This window comes from Parapedobacter deserti (genome assembly GCF_042646065.1).
Taxonomy (GTDB): Bacteria; Bacteroidota; Bacteroidia; order Sphingobacteriales; family Sphingobacteriaceae; genus Parapedobacter; species Parapedobacter deserti.
The window spans coordinates 312,939-333,911 of the sequence record NZ_JBHRTA010000038.1 but is presented as its reverse complement, the minus strand read 5'-3'; the positions used below and the strand labels follow the sequence as shown (position 1 = coordinate 333,911).

Genomic DNA, 20,973 nt, shown 5'->3' with positions numbered 1-20,973 from the left:
TCTTGGGTAAGGCTGACTTAAGCCATTAGCATGGGAAGCTGCGTGAAGTTACGCTGCCAACGGCACATCGCATCGAAGATCCGGCTCGTTATACCGCACTCTGGCCATACGTAAGAAGGCGAGCAGTTCCCGATACGGAACCAATGAAGGCGCGGCCATTACCTGTGTTGTTTTCCAGTCCAGCCATTCAAGAAACCTTTCCAGGAATAGATTCATTACTTTTAAAGCTTCAGGTGTCAACGGTAAGGTTGCAGTCATCTGTAACGCCCTTGCTGATCGAAGGTCGCCCTGCCGCCTCATGGTCAATGGCTCGCTCTCATCCGGTATACATACAGGTAATATACCACCTCACCCCGTCGGTATACCGGAATTCGCTCCGCTTCATCTACTTGCGCATACTGGCGAACCAGTGATGGATCGGGCGGAAAGAAGTAGCGCGATGTGGTCAAATAATACGCGTCGCGCCGTGCAGAAATTCCTCCCCGCCGGCTATTGGTATATTGATACTGGTGCTGCCGGTGGATATCTCCGTAGACAAAGAGATCACGGCCGCGGGAAAGTGCCAGGTAATAGTCGATTTGAGCGCCGGGAAACCAGTTGCCCGCGATCATCGCATAATCTGCATCAATACGTCCGTTCCGCAGGTCTGCCTCGGTTAGTTTATCAAACGCATCCCGCAACTGCGGCCATCCGTAGACATCCAGCGTAAAATCCGTTGATCCTAACTGATTAGCGCTGATATGGGCACGGCCTGTGTTCAGCAACCCGGTCTGTATGTGCAACACACCAACGGCCGCTATGAATAGAAAAAAAGCAAGTGCGTATCGTGTCCATTTCCATAGGCGGCGGCCGGACGCTGGTCCGGTGCATACCGCACACAAAATGAGCGCATAATAGGCTGGCCCGCTCCAATGCGGCAGCGTCTTGTTAAAAAACGAAAGCGCTATCGTCAGAACAATCAGCGGAACGCTCATCGAAAGGAGGTAAAAATGATAAGGTGCCATAACGAGCGCGCGCTGATGGCGGAAAATCCGCCACAGCACGGTGGCCACCACGATTACGACGACCGGATTGTTATAAAACAATTGCCCGGCTACCTCTGCCAGCAGGAAATGCCACTTGATGTCCCAGTCAGCGTTGCCGACGCGGTTGCTGTGCAAATCGTAGCTCGCCATGCCATGGTGTATATTCCATAGCAGTACAGGGAGGAAAAACAACGCCGGCAACACAAATACGGGCATAAACCCACGTACCAGTAGCTCATTGCGCTTATATTTCAACAGCCATACCGCTGCTCCAAACACAAGAAAAACACTTTGATACTTGCACAACATGGCCATACCGACAAAGCTGCCATGCAGCCATAAAAAACCATGCTGTTCGGTTTTGACGTAGGAAAGAAAGGCCCAGATGCCCAGCATCCAACATAAGACCAGCGGAGCGTCTGGCAACAGGAACACTCCGGAAATAACGGAGTGATAAAAGGACGCTGCGACTAGGCATACCGCAATCAGGGCGGCCTTCCTGTCTTTTAACAGGATACCGATCCGATAGACGACGACTAAAACAATCGTATTGATCACCAAGGGCCCGAGGCGGACAAAAAAAACCGAGGTTTCGGACAACTTCATGGTAGTCAGCCAAACCATCCACCCCACCAAGGGCGGATGGTCGAAATAGCTCCACTGCGGATATTGACCATAGGATACATAGTACGCTTCATCTACCCCTAAGTTCAGTGAAAACAGGATCGCCAACCGAATAAGAAAGTGAATCGCCAACACAAACAGCAAGCACCTGTTTATATGATGACCATGATGCTGGGGCGCAATAAGCAGCATCGTCAATCGACCGGATTTATACGTGTAGAAACTGATTCGGCGGGCTTGCATCTGGCCACAGATATATGCAATCGCCTGTCGGCCCACCCAGCCTTAAATAGTGAACTGCTATCAAACCACCATATCAATAAAAACGTCAGCAAGCTTCCAATCACCGCACCGGCGCAAACATCCTGCGGGAAGTGTTGGACCAGGTAAATACGGGAATACCCGACAAGCAACGCCATGACAAATAGAAACGGTGAATTTCGCTGGTTGGGAAAGAGGTAATAAAGAAGGGCCATCATCGCAAAAGCCGTAGTGGTATGTCCAGAAGGAAAGCTGTTGTGGAAATGAACGACACAATCCTGTGGCAGATGGATATCATGGGTGCCTGCAAAGACTTTTGCTGGTCTCGGCAATTTCGTGGCTCGCTTTATGACTTGGGCGACAAGGCCTGTCAACACGAAACAAGCTATTGAATATACCACATATTTGAAACGTACAAACAGCAGGATAACCGCCAGCAGCAACATAAACAGACCGTCCCCACCGTAGGTAATGTATTGGAATGCGGCATCTCCAATAGGATGGTGTAGCCGGTTCACAAACAAAAATTGATTACTCTGCGGAACAGCGATGAACAACACCACTGCTGAGAGGACAAATAGCAGAAAGCAAAGCGTGAAGGCTGGATAGGTAGCATAGAACGCCAAAGCACCGCTACGCTGAAGATTTTTAACCATGGTTGACATTTTCGATTCTTCACGAAAGTAAACTTGGAATACTAACAGATCGTTAAGTGAAGAAAAATGAATGGTCATCTTAATGATAACTTGTTGTAAACGGCGTAATGGCTTCCATCTTACTGATTATGGCAAATCATTGACCTGAAGGGTTGGCAAACCGGAAAGCCGCCCATACGGGCAAATGGTCCGAAATTTGGCCGGCTTCTACTGCCACGCGGCCCTCAACCAGTTCAAGAGCGTCACTATAGAAGATATAGTCCAAACGTGATGAAGGGCTTTCACTGTTATAGGTATAGGGTATGTCAAACACATCGCCCAAATCGACCGTCCTGAGATTTTCCCTAAGTATCGTATTAATGGTCGGATCCGCTTCATCTGGACTGCTGTTGAAATCGCCAAGCATAATAGTTGGATACCGATCAGCGTATTGCCTGTACAACTGCAGCACTCGCTCTGTATGCTGTTGGCGTGTATTACGGTCAAACGCTTCGAGGTGCACATTGATAATCATAACCTCCCTGCCCAGCACTTCCAGTTTAGCAATTTGCGCTAACCGGTGCAGGTAAAACGCGCGGTAATAAAAGGGTGCTGATGCGACGGTAGCAAGGGTATCTACGGCATGGGAGACGATGGGAAACCTGGATAGCACGGACTGACCTGAAACGACCTTGGCGAAGTGAGCGCTGGGCGGCCAATACGGAAAGGCAACATAGCGCTTATCCCAGTTGACCGCCCGCGCCACAAATGGATAGGCCCCATCCGCAAGCGCAACTTCCTGATCTACACAATAGCTGCGTCGGCTTCCATAGTCGATCTCCTGCACGCATACCACGTCAGGCGCTAGGGCCACAAGCAACGCGGCGGCGTCGCGGAGATTGCTCTGAAATAGGGCCGAATCCCGCTGCACGGCCTCGTTGTTGGTCATCCCGCTGAGGTAGCCGATGTTATAGGTCATGACAGAAAAAACCGAATCCGTCACGGCGAGCCGGCTCTCCACCCGCATGCTGTCGATGCGGAGCGATACATGCGCATCAACAGGAAGGCTACCCTGCCGGGCCCAGAAATAGAAAGCGGCGAATACCCCCAGCAGTATGGCCAGCATGACGGCGATGATCCAGACAATCGTCTTCATCGCTTACTTAGAATGTGATCCGGAGTTGGGCGCCCACCACGCTTCTGCTGCCACCGATAAAAGTCGGATATCCGATATTGTCGCCGCTGTTGCCTGCATCAATAATATACTTCGTATCAAACACATTCTTTCCATAAGCCCCGATGTCATAGCTGGCCCGGCCGGCCGAAAACCGGTAACCCAAGGTGAAGTTTGCCAGCCCATACCCTTTTTGATACAAGTCTTCCCGGTTGTTGTCTTCGAAATACACCCCTGACTTGTAAGAATACGACGGCCGTACGTAGGCCGATGACCGCGCTGTCAGCGGAATATCGGCATCAAAGCCGAGTGCGAAGCTGTGCTTGGGCGTGAGTCGAAAGCGGTTGCCTGCGTACTCCTGAGCATTGCCATCTTCATCTGTATCGTTGAATTTGCCGTCCACAAAGGCATAGTTACCGAAAATATTGAAAGCAGGTGAAACGAAGTAACGCAAGCCTGTTTCCACACCGAAGCTATGTGCCTTGCCGCCGTCGTCGGCCATCAGCTGGGGCGTAATACTGCCATCGATGGTCTGCAAAGACAAGGTCTGGAAGTTTGACCAATCGTAGTAGTAAGTCGCCAGCTCATAACCCAATTTCCCATCGCTGATCAAACCCTTCAGCCCTGCTTCATAACTCCATACCACCTCGGGGTTTAAGTAGGTGGTAGCCGACGGCAATATGGAAATGACGCCGGGACGCCGGCCGCGTGACACGCTGGCATACACGTTGTTACGGCCGAATAGGTAGTTCAATGCCAAGCGCCCCACGTAGGAATAATAGTCTTTGCTCGCATATATCGTCCCTTCCGATACGGGGTTGAGCAGATTGGGCGACCCATTGTTGGCAATCAGGCCGAACACGCTGGGCGGCGAGGCCGCATCGGCCCGGTAACCGCCGCGTTGCGTTTCATAGGTTCCGCGTAAACCAGCCGTCAATCTGAGCTGCTCGGTGAGGTCAAAAGTACCATCAGCGAACAATTCGACGGCCTGGTTCCGGCCGTAGTTGGTCGCCGATTCACGGTGCATACCATTGATTGGACTACCGTTCAGCAACGTAACCAGTGCAATCAATTCTTCCGGCAAGGTACCCGGGGGCAACATACCCGATGCGATGAGTTGGTCCCAGGTCATCGTGGGTGGCAGGCCGCCACCCAACAACTGATTGATTAAGCCCATGGCCAGCGGCTGCAGGTTGGGCAGGTTTTGTACCGGCTGGGCAGCTCCATTGACAACCACAGGCGACGTCTGGAAGAGTTGCTGTACTTGCACGCTGAGTGCCTGCACCTGCTCGGCCGGCAATCCCAACGATTGACCAAGTTGCCCGATCTGCGCCGATAGCTGACCGCCTAACAGCGGCGCGACGTATCCGGGATACAGCACCCGTTCATCGATGCGCATCGGCACCTCCTGAGAGGAGTTTTCATAAAAATAACCGGCACCTATAAATCCGTTGAACCGGCTGTTATTTTCATACGTAAATCGCAACTCTTGGCTGTACTGCGTGCCTTTAGCAATTTCAGAAACCCACAGCATCTGGGCAGGCGTACCGTCGGCATCAAATGATTCGTCAGCGTTGAACGCACGAAAGCCCGAAAGAGACGACAAGCGCCAGGCGTCATTTAGGCGATGGTCTACCAATAACGTAGCCCCGCCCACGTGCCGCTTTATGTAAAGACCTTCGCCTTGCTCCAAGTCGGCGAACGTGTTAGGATCCGTGTCACCGCCGACAGGCGCAAATCGCCTGCTTTTGAAGCTAGTGCCGGGGTAGTTGTCGTATTGGTAATTTAAGATCAGGTCCGCCGTCGTGCCAGATCCGCCCCACAGGCGGGTACTGTTGCGCAAGGCGATAACCTCCTTGCCATTAAGCCGACCGCCGGCATTATTGCCAATAAATCCGTCGCGTCCCTCAAAATTAAGTGCCAGCCGATTGGCCAGCTTCCCATCGATGATCGGCGTATTGATGTAGCCGTTTACAAACCGGTGATTGTATGCCCCGTATCCGCCGTATACTTCCGCGCCGAACCTGTTCTGCGCTTTGTTCTGAATGATGTGCAACGCCCCGATCTGTGCTCCGCGACCGAAGAGGGTGCCTTGGGGCCCTTTGGCTACTTCCACCCGCTCAATGTCAAACAGTTCAACTACGGAAGCTCGGGAACGTGAAATGGCGATGCCATCCTGAAAAAGCGATATTCGAGGCTGAGATCGGGAATCCCCGTCATCTGAGGTGATGCCTCGGATCACATATCCGGGATTATTGGGGCTCTGCAGTTGCACCTGCATACCGGGGACGAACTCCGCCATCTCATCCATCTGCCGCATGTTCAGCCTGCTGAGCAGGGCTCCAGAGACTGTGCTCACCGTAAGCGGCACTTCAACACTGGTCTGTGTACGCCGCTGCGTGCTGACCAATACTTCACCAAGTGCAACGTGATCTGGTTGAAGCCGGATGTCGCCGAGCGCCGCGGAAGCAGCATCCACATTGACCGACCGTTGATACGTGATGAAACCTTGATAGGTGACCGCCAAGCGGTAGGCAGCTGCAGGCAACTTGTTCAACTGAAAAGTGCCGTCAGCCCGGGTCGTCGTTTGGAAAGAGGTGCCTTCCAACACTACCGTGGCCCCGGCCAACGGAGCACCGGCCTCATCGGTAACCCGGCCGGAAAGTTCTCCCTGCTGGCCACAAACGCTGGAGACGACCAGCAATGCGAGAAAAAACGTAAAAATGTAACGCATGGTTTTAGCTTTTTACAAAGCTATTGCCGCCGCGTTAAACAAACATTAAGCCATGATGAAGCTACTCGTTTCACTTATTAACAACCAGCTTATCCATTTCCAATCCCGCCGCGTCAAAACAAGTATAAGTAAGCCGGTTCCCTTCGATCCGGAAATGCTGGTAAAAGTTACCATTTTCAATGCGTTTGGCTACGAAGGGTTGCGGTTCATCTGCCTCGCGCCCCGCTGCTGTGGCTACCGACATGAGATAAGTGACGCCATCCGCATCAGGGTTGCCAGCTTTCAGCGGCATTGTTCGCATATAATAGTGAAAATGGCCAGCCAGCACCATGTCTACCCGATTTTTTTCAAACACTGGAACCCATTGACTAACGATTTCAGCATACGGTTCCTTTTCGTTGTAAGGAGGAAAGTGCAATACTACAAATTTCCAAGCAGCAGGAGATGAAGCCAGCGTCTCGGCTAACCAAAGCGTTTGTTCAGACACCGGAAAACTTGCGGCATCAATCATAATAAATAAGGCGTTTTTATAGTTAAAGGAATAGCTTAGCCCGGCAAGCATCCCTTTTGGCCCGTTTGCAGGATAGTCGAGTAATGACCGAAACAGGGACGCGCCGAGGCCGTCCTGACTGTCGTGATTGCCCGGCACGGCCATTAAAGGCTGTTTGGCGAACACTTCACCCACAACGTGAAAGAGTCTATCCCAGTCATCTCTGTGAAGGCCGGTATTAACCAAGTCGCCGGAACAAAGGTTGAACGCAGCCGCTGAATCTTGAGCATAGGCAAGCTGTATGAGTTTGCCCGCTTCGACATCGTTGTGGATATCACCAAACCAATGAAAAGAGAAGGTGTCTGCTAAAGGCGCCGTCTTAAACTGAAAGACATCCGATATTGCTCCTGATTCGCTATAGATTTGATAGCGGTAAGTGCAATTAGGGGACAAGCCGGTTAGCTTAGCCATAAACCGCTGATTATAGCGGTCGTTGATCAATAAGCGGTCCGCTAGTCGCTGTACACCCGCATGTCGCATCGCCGTATCGGTCAATCCATCACGCCAGTAAGCTATCCTTGCGTTTTTAATCGTCGTATCCGTTCGCCATTGTACAGCCATTTGAGTTGCTGGATCGTCACTTAGCGTCAAGGTAATTTGATCTGCAACGCCGCCAGCCGGAAATGCCGTCTTCCGGAACGCGTTGATTAAATGTGCCTCCCGTGCACGACCCCGGATGGTCGTCAGCAGCAACTGCCCGCGCAACGCTTCCGGCACTTCGGTTAATTTCAATCCATCCCAATCGTGGTAGGTAAATGCCCCCACATCCAAGCTGTCAATATGCTGCATAACAGGATAAATCGGATCGATGGTCAGGTGCGCGTTGGCATCTTGGGGTGCCACACTCACGAAGTACACAGGCCGATGCTTATCAAAGCCATTGATGCCCAGCTTCACTTCACCAGCAGAATAACGTTTTTGCCAGACCTCGTAGCGGTAACGGCCGTTGCTGACCTCCATTTTGGTTTTTTTGAATCCAGCAGGCTCCAGCCAAAACGGCACCGTTTTCTGCGCTGTATCACGCATAATCGAAACCACTACTGGAACGTTTACATGAAACTGCCAATAATTGGTGGCCAGTGCCTCGCGCTCTTCCTGATTGATGAAATTCAAAATGAATTCTTCGCCAATAGTGTCCAACCGTTCCGCATTATATTGCGCATATAAACGGGTTACAATGCCATCCATCGTCTCAGCGACAGAGCGATTCCGCATCGGTGATTTACACGCGACAAATAAAAGCACAGCTATGGTCAGCATAGGGCTGCAATGCAATAACCGCCTTAATCTGTTCATATACTTTATTGTTTGATCAATTCAAACGAATCTACAAGTTTGCCGGCCACGGTATAGGCTTGGTACTGCAACTTGTCGCCAGCCACCTGTACGGTTTGGTAAAGCTGGGTATCTACCAAGGAGACATCCATCCACCGTTCGGAATCCGATTTGTACATTTTAGGGCCAGCGACAGACAGGACATAAACGGGTCCCGACGCTGTTGCGTTTGGCCCCTTGCCACGCGCGTAGGTATGGTCATGCCCCTGAAATACCAGATCGACCCGATACTGGTCAAACAATGCCTTAAGCCGTGCTTTTGCTTCCTTGTTATCATCACTGCGCTTTTTGGAGGTTGAATACAGCGGATGATGGAAGAAAACCACCGTCCATCGCTGCGGATTGTCTTGCAACAGCCTTTCGAGCCAGGCTACTTGGGCATCAAAGGAGCCTTCTTCCACACCCATTTGCTGTGTGTTAAGACCAATGAGCCGCACGCCTTGATAATCGACATAGTAGACGGATTCTTGATGGCCCGCTGGTCCGTTGCGTGGTAATGTAAACTGGGCGGCCCAATGCAGATCAAGTGTGGGTTTTTCCTGGGCGTCCCGGAAATACTCATGGTTGCCCGGGACGGGTAGGGCTGGAATCATCGAATGGATGAATCCTGCACCATAATGCCACTCGCCCCACTCGGCATCGGTATTCGACCGGTTAATCAGGTCGCCGGCATGGATGATAAACCGCGCATCGGGCTGCTGGCGAAACGCTTGGCGGATGGTCCTGGACCATCTTGATTTGATGTCATTTTGGGCATCGCCAAGATAAATAAACGAGAAAGGTTCAGGGCCGGTAGCAGCTGTCTGAAATTGAAACCACTCACTCCAGTGCGTGCCATCCCCCACGCGGTATACATATACCGTAGCGGGCTTCAGTGCGGTGAACGTTACATGGTGGTAGCGATCTTCCCGCCCTTCCTTTCCTGTGAACGGTCGCGTTTCGGCGCGGTACTCCACCGCGCCGGTTTCTAAATCCGGTGTTCCATCTTCAAGCCGCACCTGCGCTTTGGCACTTGTGACCGACGCATCCGTACGCCAGGTGACCGTCTGGGTGGTTGCCGGGTTGGCGGACCAGGTGAGTACCACCCGGTCAGGGTATGCACCCGGCTCAAATTGCTGTGCCCATGCGACTGGAAGCCAAGCGAATCCAAGCGCAAAAGTCAGCGCCAATTGGATCAACGGTTTTACTAATCTTTTCATGATGGTGAACGTTTTGTTTACATGCTTCTATATTACCCCCTTTTTACAATACTCCGTTGGGCCCGAACACAAACACCCGTGTACTTTGCGTGTATTCACCGCCCACGGGGCTTTGGTATTTGAGGTCTACGTAATACGCTTGGTATCCTTCGGACGGCACGGGGAGGTTAAGCTTGATGGTCGGTTTGCCCTGGATCCCCAATGGCGTACTCGTCCAATGCTCTTCGCGGAAATCTTTATCAGCAGACGTGGCGGTCCACAACACCACGTCGGTCAGCTGCTCTGGGGTAGCCGCCACGCGGAGTTTTACCTTACGGCGTCTGGCCTTCAACGTCCAATCGGTTTCCGGATAGGGCAAGTTCCCCAACGTCGTTCCTACGAACGCACTTAATGCCTTCATCGCCTGCTGGCCATCACCCAGGTCGTGCCCCGCATTGGGCACATAATGGAGCCGGTTTTCACCGGGGATGCTGTCCAGGTAATTTTTTACATTATCGACTACCCAATACGGATCGTTGGTGCCCATGAACAGCATTTTGGGCATGGTGAGCGATTTGCGGTAGGCGTAAGGGTCTACCATCGTGGTGATTTCTTGACCATCGGGAGTAGTGGCGCTTTGCGGGATACCCAAGCGTACATAGTCTTGAATCTGCACACTGTAGTCGCCCCAGGTTTCTATCTGATACTGCAGGCTCACCGGCATATTGAGTACATCGATCACCATAGGCGCTATGGCAACCACACGCCCATCGGCGGCGGCCGTGAGCCATGTAGTCCATCCCCGTTTGGAAAACCCGGAAATAATGAATCTATCCACCGGCGCAGTCAGCCGTCCAGCGGTGAACGCCTGCACAGCGTCCATGGCCCTGACGGCACTCTTCGCCATCGGGAAGAGCAGCGGCCATTCGTAATCTTTGTCTTGCTTATACCGGTGCAGGGTCATGGAGATAAGCTCGTCTTCGGTGCGGCCGCCGTACAACGGTTGGTTGGGCGTTTGCCGCAGTATAGCTACGACCGCACGATTGGATGTAGCAATCATGCGCATAGCAGCCAGCTGCCGGTCTTCGGGGTTATCATTCCAACGTGGCAAGCCGTCACGTACCGAGCCACCTGTGATGAAAAGCAGGGCTCCACTATGCTCCAGGTGCTTCGGCACGACCACGGAAAGTTGATGCGTCCACACCGTATCTTTCCAGGTTTGGGAGACCAGTAGCAGTTGATAAACCGTTTCTGACGGGTTGAGTACCGAATCCTTGACTTCCCACCGAAACGTCAAATCCGGCTTATCCACGTAACGTTGCAGCGCCGTCGCAGGGGTTATGAAGCTTTGAGCAAAAATGTTCGTGATCGAAAATGAAAGGATGGCCGCCAGGGCGACCATCCGGATAGGTTGATTATTGCGATACGTTCGTGTCATTCTCTTTTTAGTATCCTGACCTACCGGCCAAACAAATATAACGTGTTTATTGCAATTACCACGGTTTGCCTGTATCCTGAAGTAACCAGGGCTTAGACCAAGCACTGTTATTCCCGTCGGCTTGTGAGTATCCCGTCCGTTCGAGGCGTTGCAATGCTTGTTCGGCGTTTGCCCTGTTGATATTCAGTTCATCTTGCATATAATAATAGCGCACCGGCAATACGGATCTCAGGGCTGCCGGGCCTGCCTGGAGCGCCGGGTATCCGGTACGGCGGTAGTCAAACCAAGCTTCAGTGGCTGCTGTCCAGCTGGCTATCCATTTCTGCTCCAAGATCTGTTGCTGCGTACCGTTGTACGATACGTCTGCGCCGGCGATGTAGTCTGCATAAGCGCTGCCTACCGTCCAGCTTTCCAGCGATGCCCGGATGCCGTTGTTGTAATGCGCTTCCGCATCGCCGACATTCCAGCCTTTCCACGCCGCTTCGGCCAGGATAAACGAAACTTCGGCAGCAGAGAGTAACCTCGCCTTTAGCAACGGACCACTCGCATCCATATACATTTCGTTGAGGTAGGAGACGTGTGGATTAAAAGATGTCTGTCCAGGCGTGGGATTGAGGTTGTATGCCGATGGCAGTGCTGAATGGCTCGGCGGCAACCCGACATAATCTGGGTCTGTATCTATCGTGATTCCCGCCACCACGTCGGGTGAAAGGTGCCGTCTCCCGTTAACCACCTCATCCGTACCAGCCGGGAAGGCACCGCTTACCACCAAAGGAATCTCTACCCGTTTTGCCCAAATGGCCAAGCGTGGGTCATGCCGTTGCTGCAGGTGCTCCACCAGTGTGGCACACATCTTCACACGGCGGTAATTACTGCCGCTGACATCCGTAAATGTGTTGGACGGCCATGAGTCGAGTGCGGATGTGCCTCGATACGACATCGCGACGTCGTGGTTGCTCGACGAAATGAGCGGGTACTGTGTGGGATTTGCCACAATACGTTCAATACCGGCCCTGGCCTCTTCCGGGAGTTTTTCGGAGATGCGCATATAATAACGCAGCTGGAGGGCGTTGGCAAACTGCCGCCAAAGGTGGGGGTCTCCGCCAAAGTAGACATCTGCGCTGCTCAACACGGACTGGTATTCGCCCGATGGCCTCGAAAGCAAGGTGTTTGCGATTTCCAAATCTGCCAGGATACCCCGGTAAATTGTTTCCTGACTATCGTAGGCTGGCAATAGATTGACCACGCCTCCTTCTTCGGCTTTCAACGCGTGTGTATACGGTGCGTCGCCCCATAAATCGGTAATCAAACCGAACATAAATGACTTCATCACCAACGCTACTCCCCGATGGAAGTCCATTCCTTCCTCTTCTGCACGCTTCATCAGCAGTGCATTGTTGCGCAGAATGCCGTAGTCTCCATTCCAACTTTGGTTACCCAGCCATTCATAATTATTGTGCGAGCCCGCCCATGCGTCCTTTTGCGTATGCTGCACCACACCGGCGATGTCCTGGAACCCTAAATCAAGGTACCGCTTTGCTGCTTCGGTCAATACCGTAGGCATAATCAAATTGGGGTTTACCGTAGCTTCATCGGTTCCGTTGGGATTGATATTCAATTCAGTAAGATCCTTACACCCGCTGATGACTACCAGTGCAACCACCCATGCAAATCGTGCTGCGATAGCTATTATTTTCTTCATTGCTGTGTTTTTAATTCAAGTCATTTTACCTTAAAATGTAACCGCCAATCTAAATCCGATAGGCATCGCCCACGGTGTTACGTTATACCGTTCTATGCCTTGCTTAAACTGGATACCGCCGCCCTGCACACCGCTTTCTGGCTGGAACGCCATTTCGGGGTCGACGCCGATCTTCGCCTTCGTCCACAAAATCAGGTTGCGGGTATATACAGATAGCGATGCATTTTGCATACCGAGTTTCTTCGCGAAAGCGGTGGGCAAAGCATAGGCGATCGAAAGTTCACGCAGTTTGATATAGGAAGCGTCAAACGTGGAGGCCAGCATGTAGTCCCACGGATAATTGTCTGCGTATGGCAGATACCTCGTGCCTGGGCCGCCAAGGTTTTCTACATAGTCAACGACCTCGCCTGCATCATTGTACACGGCGATGACACCCGGATTGAAGACAGCGAAATTGCCATAATTGACTCCGTCCATGACTAGTGGGAAAGCGCCGTACTCGGCCGTCGGTCCGCCGACGATGTTGAACCTATTGCCTTTGACACGCACCAGATCATTGTTTACCAAGTAATCGCGCAAGTCTTGACCACTAAGCCCGTTGGGATTAATCAGGTTGTCCAAGAACCGCTGGGTCTTAAGGTCCGATTCGGAATACCGGTAAGTTTGGGACATAAAATCGCCTCCGAAGCGCATGTCAAATGCTGCATTGAATGTAAAGCGTTTATAAGTCAATGCCGTCTGTATGCCCATCACAAAATCAGGGTTGAAATTGCCAATTTTATTGCGGGTATTGTTGATGCGTATCGCCTGCCATGAACCACGGTCATTCAAAATGGGAAAACCATAGTACGGAGAGTTTTGATCTTCCACAGTCACCAGCTTGGAGTCATAGAGGTCCCCGATTTCCTCACCGACATACGTACGGGCACCACCCCGCCCCTCTGTCCAAAAGGTAAAAAACTCCATGCCATCGCTTAGTCGTTCGATGCGGGTACGGTTGCGTGACCAATTCAGGTTGATATCCCACATCCAATTGGCCGTTTTTACCGGCGTACCGCCGAGGACCACTTCCACGCCCCTGCTGGCGAGCAACCCTGCATTGACGTTCATCGATGTGGAGCCACTGGATCCGGGCAGTAAGGTTGGGATGATTTGGTTTTCATTTTCCACCTTGTAATAGTTTGTTTCAAGCCGAAGCCGATTGTGCAAGGCGGCTATGTCCAAGCCGACTTCATATGAAGTGGCTTTTTCCGGCTTTAAGGTAGGTGTCAACATCGTACCCGGTTTCGTGAGCTGAATTACTTCTCCACCCCACGCACCGGCATTGCCAAGCACATTGGTTAGCTGATAAGGATTCGCATCGTTGCCCACCTGCGCAACGCCACCGCGCAGTTTTAGCAGGCTAAGCTGGCTGGGCAGCTTCAACATCCTGTCCAACAATAAGCTCAGCGATGCCGATGGATAAAAGTACGAACGGTTGTCTACGGGCAACGTACTTGACCAATCATTCCGAGCCGTTAGATCCAGGTACACCATATCGCGATATCCCACGTTTACCAAACCATACACGCTATTTACCGCTTTTTCCGCAAGGTAGCTGCTATAGTCCAGGCTCGCCGGCGCAATGTTGCCCAACGCATAGAGACCGGGGGTAATCAATCCCGATTCATTCTTCGTCTTCGTCATGACATCCCTGTTGCGCTGGTAACGCAAATTTCCACCGACGGAAGCCAATACGTTAAACGTGTTGAACGTCTTTTTGTATGACGCGAGGAAATCGGCATTTTGCTCATGACGGCTGAGGTTGACGATGCCATAAGCTCCCCGCGGTTCGTTCGTGTAGCTGAACGGGATTTTCGATTCGCGCTCTTCACTATAAAGATCCAGGGCATAGCGAGCCATGAAGCTCAGCTCAGGCGTGATTTGCCAATCAGCACGCAGGTTTCCAAACACGCGATCACGCACAAATGCATTGTTCACTTCATACGCGAGGAAATAAGGATTGTTGTAGTTACCAGGCGCCTGCGAAAGCTGCTGCACGCCTTCGCTGCCTTCTACCCAGTAATTTCGCAAATCCTGTATATCGATGTGGGGCGAAACTTTATATGCCCATTCCATCGGATTGGCGCCTCGGTTGTTAGCCGGGCGGTTATTGGAGTTATTCCGGCTGAAATCTACCTGCGCGCCCAACGAGACCTTTTCATGGAGCTTAACGGTAGAGTTGATGTTTAATGAATTGCGGAAAAGGTCTGAATTGGGGATGATACCGCGGTTGCTCATGTTTGCATAGGAGATGCGGTAATCCATCCGGCCGTTGCTGTTTGCAATCGACATCCCATTTGTGGAGGTAATGCCGGTTTGCACAAAGTTTCGGACATTGTTTGGATGAGAAACCAATGGCGTGGGAATTTTATTCCCGTTTTCGTCTACAGGACTGTTCCATTGCACAGCCAGATATCCTTTATCAAGTTCTGGACCCATACCGGCGGCCGATCCTTCTTCGATGACGAGCCTGCCCCCGGTCAACGGATTGTCCGGCGTGAGCGGCAGCACGCCGGTCGCAAACTTTGAATGCATGTCGAGGAATTTATACGGCACGTCAAATACGGTGTTGCTGGTCACCGAAATAGTCATCCTGTCCGCATTCTTGCCAGACTTTGTGGTGATGAGCACCACACCGTTGCCAGCACGTGATCCATACAGCGCCGCGGCGCTCGGCCCTTTCAGGATCGAGATTTCTTCAATATCATCCGGGTTCAAGCTGGAAATCGCATTGCCGTAATCCACACGGTTATCGCTACCAATCTGCCCGATGTTGTTTAGTGTATTCGCCACGGGCACCCCATCAATGACGAAAAGGGGCTGGTTGTCGTTGTTTAACGACGTGGCGCCACGAATAACCATGCTTACCGAGGACCCTGTACCACCAGTGGAACTGATCGAAACACCCGGCACCTTACCGGCAATTCCGGTAAGCACGTTGTCATTGACCACCCGGCTCAGGTCATCGCCCTTCACCCGGCCTACCGCATAACCTAATGAGCGTTCTTCTCGCTTAATGCCCAACGCCGTCACCACCACCTCGTTTAACTCATCTGACGAAGCCGACAACCTAAAGTCAACCGCCACCTTTTGGTTGCCGGTGACGACGATGCCCGACCGGTTGGTTTTCCCGTAGGCCAGATAAGTGACTTCCACGGTGTAGGTACCCGGACGGACGTTGACGGAAAAGTAACCGTTGGCATCGGAGACCGTACTGCGGCCTAATTCGACCACCCGGATAGTCGCTCCCGCCAGCGGCTCTTGGTGGTCGTCCACAACGCGGCCACTAATGGTTCCCATTTGTTGGACAGCCGTTTGGGTGGTGAGCACAATCCCTGCCTCGCTTTCGATGTAGGTGATATCCGTATTGGCCAATAAGTATTGGAGTATTTCCTCCGCTTCCGTTTCCTTAAAACGTTTTGCTTGTACCGTGTGGTCGGCTAGCTTCAATGCCGTCGCATCGTAAGCCATCTGCACAGATAGGCTCTTGCTTAGTTTCAGTAAGGCATCAGAAAGACTTTCGGTATTAAAGTAGATGCTGACCCTGTCTTGCATCCCTTGAGCGCTGGTATAGGAGGCCCAAAGTAACTGTGTGCAAGTGAGGAAAGAAGCCATGATTAAAAATGTTCTCATCATGAACTGAAATAGCTTATCACTTATATTCATATATTTGTACATTCGATTAAGTTAAATTATTCGGATTCCTTGTGGCCAGTCTCTTGATTTAGCGGTCTGTTGACTGGCAGCAACTTTTGGGGGCATTGCCCCCTTTTTTATTTGCGGATAGTTAGTATATCGTTATTTCATTTTCTTGCCTCCTATAATTAGTTTGGTGAATATCGCAGATAAGCCGCATGGTTTCATCGAGCGGAGTTTGTTGCAGGATAGTCATGGTATATCGGAAATGGGGAGCATTGGGCAATTGGGTCTGTAATGTTACGCCAAAGCGGTGGTACATTACTAAGGCCAACTCTGCAAACGTTGCATTGTCCAGCAAGGTTCGCCCTTCCATCCAGCTTCCCGCATCTGCCGCAAAGCGATCGTCTGCTTGGAAGGCTTTCCCTTCTTTATGGTACTTCAGGCCATGGCCAGCACCAACCGTATCGAGCAGGTTACCGTTTTGTGCAGATACCGATACTTGTCCCGTCTTAACGTGTACACTTACGTAGTCCAACTCCGGGTAACTCTTTACGTTGAACGACGTACCTAATACCTTGGTACTTACCGCGCCTGAATGTACGATAAAAGGATTATCCGGATTTTTCGTCACCTCAAAAAAGACTTCGCCATGGTCGACGACCAGTTCCCGGTGCTGCCCGAAGTACCGGCTAGCGTAATGGATTTGAGTACTGGCATTCAGCCATATCACCGACTGATCGGGCAAGACCACACGCTTCATTTTGCCTGCATCAGTGCGTATGGTGTCATATGATGGCGGCAGGATAGCACTTAGCTCCAGAGGGTTCCCAAGTCGCTCGTGCGGGCGCCATATCCACCAAGCAGCCATGAGCATCAACAGTACAGCCGCGGCTACTTTGGGAAACCAACCATAAAGCCGAGATGCCCGCCGTGGTGGTCGTGTGTGCGTTTGGAGGCGACTTGCAAGTTCCTGGTGTATACGGTTCGCCTTTTCTTCGTCACGAAGCGGTTCGACATCCTGCCCGTACCCGAACGAATCAAACCATTCGTCTACCCGCTTTCTTTGGCCCTTACCTAACTTGTCGTGGAGGTAGTCCCGCAACAGTCGCTTAAATTGTTTCTTGTCCACAGACCTTATTTCGCGTGTTTATAAGGAATACAAGTCGACCAGCCGCAAGTACCTTAATTTTGCAAGAAGAATAGGTTAATTGTTTGTTAAGACCACAATAGCTATGATCAATCCCGCAAGCTCTTCGTCCGAAAATTTTTTAATCAGTGAACTACGCAGCCTATGGGAGGCCTCTGTGAGGTGATTCTTTACAGTCTGCTCAGCAATGTGTAGCTTTTTGGCTATTTCCTGGATAGAAAGACTGTCGCTCCGCATCAAAAAGACAGCCCGCATGGTGTCCGGCAATTGTTGCACCTGTTCGTCAAGGAAACGTTCCAGTTCGAGGTAACGGCTCGACTGATAAGCCGATTCTTCCACGACCGCCTCCATGCGGTGCATGACCCGCTGCAATACTTCAGCTTTTGCCCGTTGTGAGGTATAGTGATTGATAATCCGGTTTTTGACAGCCTTAAGCAGGTAGTATTCAATGTACTCCGGTGTCAGCGTAAGTTTATCCCGTTTGTCCCATACCTGCATAAACACTTCCTGCACAATGTCCTGCGCGAGCTCCTCATCATGCAGGCGACGGTAGGCTACGGCATAAAGAAATTTCCAATAACGCTCAAACAATACCGTGTAGGCATGTGCATCTCCCTGGCCCAGGCGGTTAAGTAATATGGCGTCTATCGCTTCCATCGCTTCGAAAGCAAAGCTACGATGCAAATGTTAAGTGGCGGTTAATTTTGCAATGCTTCCACCACCGCAACGGTACATCGGATTCAGGTACAGTAGCACCATCTTCCCTTATCTACCGTTAGGCTTTGCGTTCTCCCCAACGGTCTACATTGGGTTGCCAATATAAATACCACGCTTCTTTACTGCTAAAAATTTGTCTCATATATCGCCCTTGAAAGATCTTCGTTGATGAAATCCGCCACGATAATTCCGAACTTAGCAGTTGACTGTCCGTTTAAGTAATCGTTTAACCTTGGGTTGACGTAGTTAGACACCGAAGTAATGTTGGGGATTCCTAAAATACTGCGATAGCCGCTACTGAAGTTGACATAAAGCACTTTATTCGCCGGGTAACCGGTCGACTTTGTGGTCTCAAGAAACTGAGAGACCCGCGACCATTTATTTTGAGGGGTTGTTTGATACTCATCCTGTATTTCCAACTGGTAACCTGGCCGATTGATCGTAAAAGTGGCGTTGTCTGCCCAGCCTGGGGTAGCTGCTATTCCAAGTGCTCCGTTATATCCGAATCGACGGAATAGTACAATCTTTCCACGGCTGTCTCCCAATGATGGAATCTCGTCTTCCAAGTGCCACAACGCCGGGTCTTGGGCTACATAGGCAAGAAACCGTTCCTCGAATGTGGTCGTATTATTTTCGGCAGTATGCTCAGGCTTTACACTCATGACAATCGTCTCAGACGGATGGGCCGCCAAAAAAGACTTACAAGCATTGATCACATCGTCAAAATTAAGGTGTTGGTAGACGGCTCCATGGTGAATAGTAAAGGCGTCATTAAAATGACGGCATCGGATATCCAGGAAACGGACACCGGCGTTAAGCTGATCGCCGATGCTCAGGTTCTGCGTTTTGGCAGTGCCCGGAAACGGCTCATGCCGTGCTCCACTATCGTGTGTTCCAGGTATACTGAGGTGGTGGAGCATCGAGTGATCGGGCAACGCGCTCATCCAATTGGACGAACTGTAGGACAGTGGCAACGCCTCACTAAGGCCATCAGCCAACGATTCGGCAACAAACTGTTCAGCTGGGGTGCCACCCTTCTGGCAGGATGATCCGGCCAAAAAAACGAGAAAACAGGCGACAAGATTTGAAAAACGTTTCATAGCGATATAAATTAGTGGACAATAAATAAAACGTACAACCGAGATGAAAAAGCCATGCTCCTTGATCGGGAGCATGGCTTTGAGCAATTTTACCACCCTTCGTTCTGGCTAATTCCGGAGTTGGTGATATCTGCCGGCGGGATCGGCCACACATGATGGATAGCAGGATTGAAATTGCGGGCCGGCCACACTTCCGTAACGGTGTATGGCGAATTGGGGTTGTCCCTATTTGCATGTTGTCTGCCGGTGGCTGGCTTGCTATACGCCTCCTGTGCATCACCCCAACGCACCAAATCGACGTGACGGTCGGTGTATTCTGCGGCGAACTCCGAGCGCCGTTCGCGCTTCAGGTCGGCCAAGGTAGCTCCGGTAATTGATGGGAGTCCGGCACGATTTCGGATTTGGTTGATCGGCGCATCGGCATTCTGGTTCTGCATGATCAACGCCTCTGCCTTCATCAGCAGGATATCGGCATACCGCACCAAGGGCACGCTCAAGTTAGACGTGGGGTAATCTCCATTCGGGTTAAGATGGACCTCCTGGGGGAACCGGAAAGGTTGCATGTACTTATTGAACTGAAAACCGGTCCACGAATTGGACGAATAGTATTTTCTTTCTTCTCCGAATAACGTAAAGGTATCGCCAAACTCCAAGATGGTCGCCTTCTTGCGGTGGTCGCCTGCTTCAAAGTGATTATACAGTTCAAGCGTAGGGTGGAAATATCCCCATCCATTGTACAGGCCATACCCGGTATTTTCAAACAATACGGCGGGCAGGATACATCCACGTACAGTGTTGGATACGACGGAGAAGATATACTCGGACGAGAAATTATTTTCCACGTAAAATACGCTGGCGAAATCTTCCTGTGGATTACCGGTGTTGATGAGGGCGCGCCCCGAGCCCGAATTGGTCACCATATCGCAATACCGTACCACTTCGGCCCACTTGCTGGCATCATAGCGTGCCCAGTGCAGGTACATCTTGGCTAAATAAGCATAGGCAGCATCCCGATGCGCACGTCCAAGATCATTCGCACCATAGGTGGTAACCAAGGGAAGCAATTCGGCCGCTGCAAGCAGATCCTGCTCCATCTGCTGGTAATTTTCGCTGACATGGGTTGGGCGGGCAAACCGTGCTTCATTCATATTCGCTTCGGTGACAATGGGCAGACCTGCCCGGTGATCACCGTAATATTGGGTCAAATAAAAATAGGCGTAGGCCCGCATGAAGTAGGCTTCTCCTAACACCCGGCGTTTTACCTCTTCGTTGATCGCCATATCCGGCACATTCACCAAAATGCTGTTGGCGCGCTGGATAATCTGGTAAAATTTCTTATACATGCTGTTGACGCGGCTTTCATTTCCTGTAGCGACGAAGTCGCGCACGGCAGCCGAGCCGGCATCCGTACGCCCCGTGACCATATCGTCGGACGCATTGACGAACCAAAATAAACCCCGGCCGAACATGCTATCGTCGCGCCAGTGCTCATACAAGCCGTTGGCTGCAGAAACCGCATCGGACTCCGTACTCCAATAGTTGCCGGATGTCACGCTCCCCTTAGGTGTTAAGTCCGTGAAGCTTTCGGAGCAAGCCTGTGCGGCAAGTACGATAAGCGCGGCACCTATTACCTTATTGATGATTATCTTTTTCATGATCTTCATTTACACTT

14 protein-coding genes are annotated in these 20,973 nt (G+C 51.4%); all 14 read right to left on the bottom strand.

The features are described from left to right. Positions 1 to 48 precede the first annotated feature (48 nt). Entirely contained in the window at positions 49 to 258 is a 210-nt protein-coding gene (locus ACFOET_RS14065) for a hypothetical protein (protein ID WP_379023720.1), read from the bottom strand. Between the two features lie 44 nt (positions 259 to 302). After that, positions 303 to 1,892 (bottom strand): ArnT family glycosyltransferase, encoded by a 1,590-nt coding sequence (locus tag ACFOET_RS14060; RefSeq protein WP_379023718.1) that lies wholly within the window; start codon positions 1,890 to 1,892, stop codon positions 303 to 305. Next, positions 1,844 to 2,644, bottom strand: a complete 801-nt coding sequence (locus ACFOET_RS14055; protein ID WP_379023716.1) for a phosphatase PAP2 family protein — start codon at positions 2,642 to 2,644, stop codon at positions 1,844 to 1,846. The genes ACFOET_RS14060 and ACFOET_RS14055 overlap by 49 nt, the downstream gene beginning before the upstream one ends. A gap of 58 nt (positions 2,645 to 2,702) precedes the next feature. Continuing rightward, the gene (locus tag ACFOET_RS14050; RefSeq protein WP_379023714.1) at positions 2,703 to 3,701 is read right to left on the bottom strand and encodes an endonuclease/exonuclease/phosphatase family protein; all 999 of its coding nucleotides are present in this window, start codon (positions 3,699 to 3,701) and stop codon (positions 2,703 to 2,705) included. A 7-nt stretch (positions 3,702 to 3,708) separates the two neighbouring features. Then, the gene (locus ACFOET_RS14045; RefSeq protein WP_379023712.1) at positions 3,709 to 6,453 is read right to left on the bottom strand and encodes a TonB-dependent receptor; all 2,745 of its coding nucleotides are present in this window, start codon (positions 6,451 to 6,453) and stop codon (positions 3,709 to 3,711) included. A gap of 70 nt (positions 6,454 to 6,523) precedes the next feature. After that, positions 6,524 to 8,299 carry a fibronectin type III domain-containing protein gene (locus ACFOET_RS14040; protein ID WP_379023710.1) on the bottom strand — a complete coding sequence of 592 codons (1,776 nt, stop codon included), beginning with the start codon at positions 8,297 to 8,299 and terminating at the stop codon, positions 6,524 to 6,526. A gap of 5 nt (positions 8,300 to 8,304) precedes the next feature. Beyond that, the gene (locus tag ACFOET_RS14035; RefSeq protein WP_379023708.1) at positions 8,305 to 9,537 is read right to left on the bottom strand and encodes a fibronectin type III domain-containing protein; all 1,233 of its coding nucleotides are present in this window, start codon (positions 9,535 to 9,537) and stop codon (positions 8,305 to 8,307) included. A 43-nt stretch (positions 9,538 to 9,580) separates the two neighbouring features. Then, entirely contained in the window at positions 9,581 to 10,954 is a 1,374-nt protein-coding gene (locus tag ACFOET_RS14030) for a PhoPQ-activated pathogenicity-related family protein (protein WP_379023706.1), read from the bottom strand. 55 nt (positions 10,955 to 11,009) lie between these two features. Continuing rightward, the gene (locus ACFOET_RS14025; RefSeq protein ID WP_379023704.1) at positions 11,010 to 12,656 is read right to left on the bottom strand and encodes a SusD/RagB family nutrient-binding outer membrane lipoprotein; all 1,647 of its coding nucleotides are present in this window, start codon (positions 12,654 to 12,656) and stop codon (positions 11,010 to 11,012) included. A 30-nt stretch (positions 12,657 to 12,686) separates the two neighbouring features. After that, positions 12,687 to 16,334 (bottom strand): SusC/RagA family TonB-linked outer membrane protein, encoded by a 3,648-nt coding sequence (locus ACFOET_RS14020; protein ID WP_379023702.1) that lies wholly within the window; start codon positions 16,332 to 16,334, stop codon positions 12,687 to 12,689. A gap of 151 nt (positions 16,335 to 16,485) precedes the next feature. Then, entirely contained in the window at positions 16,486 to 17,466 is a 981-nt protein-coding gene (locus ACFOET_RS14015) for a FecR family protein (protein WP_379023700.1), read from the bottom strand. 75 nt (positions 17,467 to 17,541) lie between these two features. Beyond that, positions 17,542 to 18,141, bottom strand: coding sequence for an RNA polymerase sigma factor (locus ACFOET_RS14010; RefSeq protein WP_379023698.1), 600 nt, complete (start codon positions 18,139 to 18,141; stop codon positions 17,542 to 17,544). Positions 18,142 to 18,326: 185 nt separating this feature from the next. Beyond that, complete coding sequence (locus ACFOET_RS14005; protein ID WP_379023696.1) at positions 18,327 to 19,301, bottom strand: phosphatidylinositol-specific phospholipase C; 975 nt, start codon at positions 19,299 to 19,301, stop codon at positions 18,327 to 18,329. Between the two features lie 89 nt (positions 19,302 to 19,390). Further along, complete coding sequence (locus tag ACFOET_RS14000; RefSeq protein WP_379023694.1) at positions 19,391 to 20,956, bottom strand: RagB/SusD family nutrient uptake outer membrane protein; 1,566 nt, start codon at positions 20,954 to 20,956, stop codon at positions 19,391 to 19,393. Positions 20,957 to 20,973 lie beyond the last annotated feature (17 nt).